6 protein-coding genes are annotated in these 3,350 nt (G+C 45.4%); 5 read left to right on the top strand and 1 reads right to left on the bottom strand.

Features of this window, described 5'->3' with window-relative positions; all coding sequences use genetic code 11:
* Positions 1–202: DUF3658 domain-containing protein (locus tag DW826_RS15045; RefSeq protein WP_242994120.1), on the top strand; the 202-nt coding region annotated here is incomplete at its 5' end.
* Between the two features lie 61 nt (positions 203–263).
* Here the strand turns inward: DW826_RS15045 and DW826_RS15040 are convergent.
* Entirely contained in the window at positions 264–1,070 is an 807-nt protein-coding gene (locus DW826_RS15040; RefSeq protein WP_008372835.1) for a helix-turn-helix transcriptional regulator, read from the bottom strand.
* 483 nt (positions 1,071–1,553) lie between these two features.
* On the opposite strand from DW826_RS15040, the gene DW826_RS15030 reads away from it, so the two are divergent.
* The 4 genes from DW826_RS15030 (at position 1,554) to DW826_RS15015 (ending at position 3,195) form a co-directional block, all read left to right on the top strand.
* Positions 1,554–1,742, top strand: coding sequence for a hypothetical protein (locus DW826_RS15030; RefSeq protein WP_025544156.1), 189 nt, complete (start codon positions 1,554–1,556; stop codon positions 1,740–1,742).
* On the top strand, positions 1,739–2,080 hold the full coding sequence (locus tag DW826_RS15025) for a DeoR family transcriptional regulator (RefSeq protein ID WP_117553116.1): 342 nt from the start codon (positions 1,739–1,741) through the stop codon (positions 2,078–2,080). Before DW826_RS15030 ends, DW826_RS15025 begins: the two co-directional genes overlap by 4 nt.
* Positions 2,073–2,369, top strand: coding sequence for a DUF3847 domain-containing protein (locus DW826_RS15020; protein ID WP_117553115.1), 297 nt, complete (start codon positions 2,073–2,075; stop codon positions 2,367–2,369). Before DW826_RS15025 ends, DW826_RS15020 begins: the two co-directional genes overlap by 8 nt.
* 301 nt (positions 2,370–2,670) lie before the next feature.
* The gene (locus DW826_RS15015) at positions 2,671–3,195 is read left to right on the top strand and encodes a hypothetical protein (RefSeq protein ID WP_009256571.1); all 525 of its coding nucleotides are present in this window, start codon (positions 2,671–2,673) and stop codon (positions 3,193–3,195) included.
* Positions 3,196–3,350 lie beyond the last annotated feature (155 nt).

The following is a 3,350-nucleotide window of genomic DNA, read 5'->3' as shown; positions in this document are numbered from 1 at the left end:
TGAAATTGCGGAACAGCCAGAGCAATTCAAAATGGCTATTGTCATAGGTAATGTTTTAGGAAAATATCAACTTGGAATTAGTGATGTATGGATTTCCAATCGCATTGATAAAATGCTTGAAGATGGTGTGTTGGAAATTATACAGGACGCACCAAAGGGAGAAACAAATTATCGCCGAATATTAAGAAAACGAATGAAATAATAACCACAGCACAAACCGCTGCTACATGGAATCCAACAAACCATGCAACAGCGGTTTTCCTTTACCGTTTTTTCCTCTGGCTGATAGGCGTTCCCATTTTCTTTGATTTTTTGAGAATACGAATGAACCAGCGAAATTCTTCTTCTGACAGGTTTTTATAGTTGATACCAAGCTGCTTGCAGTAAAGGATAACCAGTTTTTCATCTCGACTGCCCTTGAAATTTTCGACCGCTTCCAGATTTTCTTTCAGTTCATCGGCAACGGTAGTTTGGGGCGCACTCTCGCTGTCCTTTTTGTGGAATTCCCGAATATCCCGGATAATCAGGTTGAGGTCATCCAGAACCATGTGACTGAAATACTCATCATCACTGATATGTGCGGCTTGCAGCACCTTCAAATGCGGGTCATCTTCGCCGGGGCGATACCGTTCAATAATTTCATGCCGGACGGTATCAACAAGGGAGTTGAGATTTTGGATTTGCATGGTGGCAATCCCGTCCACATAAATCTCAATGTCCGCAAGAAACTTGATAAAGTCCTTATGGGTGGCAAGTTCGCAGAGCAGACGGTTGTTAATCCGACCGCTTTTCAGCAGTGCCACCATCTCATCGTTCAAATGCAGCTCCGTCAGTGGCGTGTTGATCTGCTCCCTGTTCTCTGTCCGGCACAGCAGATAATCGACGGAAACCCCATAGAAGTCTGCCAGCGTGATAAGGTTGCCATGATTGATTTCCTTATAATCCTCTTTTTCATAACTGCCAAGGGCTGATTTAGAAATGCCCGTCAGCTTTGATAGTTCTTCCAGATTTAAGCCTTTGTCTTTGCGGAGTTCCCAAAGGCGTTCCTGTATGCTTGTTGCAACTTTCATGGGCGCACGCTCCTTTCCGGTGGTTTTATTTCTGCCGTTTAACTGGATTATATCACACTTTCCGCAATCGTGGAAATTTCTGATTTTCCCCCTGATTCCTACTTTGTGGATATACGGCACAGGGCACAAAAATGTTCTATGATACAGGTAGTTCATCGATGGATTATTCCAATCGAATGACCAGCCTGTGTGGGATATGCTTCCCCGGCGATGTAGTGCCATGACTTTTGGCAGGGATGTGGAGGAATCCTGACCGAAACGAGCGTACCAAAGGGAGCGATACGCCGCTGTGAGATTCAGGGGAGGAACGACACCGGGGAGAACTGGCGAACTGACACCGAAATGATACCGAAACACGACAATCGGATAGGGGGATAGTCTACCCTATCGCTGTATACTTCGGGAGATTTTAAGCGGCTCTATGACCGTAATTTTGCCGAAAATCGCCCCGAAACCATACACTAAAACGGGAGGAAACACAATATGCCGAGAATGAGCAAAAAGAGGAAGCATGAGCTTTCCTTTTACCTCAATGACCGGGGGCGTGTCACTTACAACGAATTATGCCGGAAATGCCAGCATGGGTGCAAGCAGAGCTTCCGGGCGGTTGTGGTTGACTGCCCCCGTTATTTATCCAAACGAGCAAAGAAAAAGGAGGAACACACCGAATGAATTTTGAATTTATGACGATAGACACACCCTTGCCGCCATGTATGCCATTTCCCAGAGCGTTGACAGGATTTCCAGTTAGCAGCACCGCAAAGGTCATGTACTGCCGGATGTTGGACGCTATGCTATTCAAAGGGCAGGAGGACGAGAACGGAATCCTGTTTGTCTGCTTCCCTGTCACAGCCATTGCCGCAGTCCTGTCCCGCAGTCCCATGACGGTCAAGCGTTCTCTGAATGAACTGGAAACCGCCGGACTTATCATGCGGGTGCGTCGGGGCGTGGGAGAACCGAATAGAATTTATGTGCTGATACCGGGAAAGGAGGACGCTGCCCTTGCCTGATACCTCAAAGCTGGAAAAGCTAAACCGGGAGCTGGAGAAAAGCGAAAAGAAACTGCGGAAAGCCATCAATGATGAAAAGGCATTGCAGCACCAGTTGAAACAGCTTACCCGAAAGGAACGGACGCACCGGCTCTGTACCCGTGGCGGTATGCTGGAAAGTTTTCTGCAAGAGCCGGAACGCCTGACAGATGATGATGTCATGGTGTTGCTCAAAATCATTTTTCACAGACAGGACACGCAGGAACTATTGAAAAAACTGCTGGAACGGGAGAAGCCAGAAACCCCTTAGTTTACTAAGGGCGCAATTATACACCACCCAGAGGTTGGTGCATTGCGTTCTCCGAAGGCTCCTCGCCGGAGGGCTGTGATTTTCCGCAGTCATGGTCTGCTCCAAATCATACAGGGGACGCTACACTTCCCCTGCGCTGGCTGCAGCCAGCTACCCTTTTGTGGACTTGCCATCTGGGGACACTTTGCGTTGCAAGTTGTTCCCAGCCGACAAGTTTCATAAAATACGCTATCTTTTCGATAGGCGATGAAGTATAATGAAGATGACAACAAATCGGAATTTGGCAAGGAGTTTTGATAGCATGAAAAAGAGATTTCTTAAAATTGTGATAGGGATTGTTTTAGTTTGCATTTTATTCGTTGGATTTCTTTATGCAAACAATAACATCGGTATGACTTCGACCAATTTGGAAACGGATATTCGTTCATCGCAGAAGATTAAAGATGATTGGACGCTCGATGGAAGCGTTTCTAACACGATGGCTGCTTATATTTCTTATTCTCAAGACATGAGCGACCACACTTTTTCCGTCTATGTCAATCGTCCAGGACTTTCCTTCGGATATTTTTTCCGTGGAGGTGGAACTCTTTCGGGGATTCAAAGAGGAATTGTGGAGTTTACTGTAGAGGGATATAATGAACGAGCATTTATTTCTATGAATCAACAGCAGGTGCAACAACTTGAAATAGATGATGGCAACACAATTCAAGTGGTTGATATTGACCGCAATAAACCTTTTGCGATTGTCTTGCCTATAAATGCGGGTAATATTACTTTTTATGATGTAAATAGAAATACTGTGGAATATTGGAATAATCCTCTTTGACAAATTCAAGTTTGGAGAATTGAGAAAATCGGAATTGACCGAGCTCTTTGAGCGAGGGATACTTCTTGTCCGAAGGGCAAGAAGGTGGGCGTAAAAAAGATTAGAACAATCGGGATTTGAGGAGGTGTTCATATGAAGAGAGCATTGCTTTTTAT

The organism is Clostridium sp. AM34-11AC, assembly GCF_003435375.1.
Classification (GTDB): Bacteria; Bacillota; Clostridia; order Lachnospirales; family Lachnospiraceae; genus Pilosibacter; species Pilosibacter fragilis.
The sequence above is the reverse complement of the archived record's forward strand: the minus strand, read 5'-3'. Positions and strand labels throughout refer to the sequence as shown.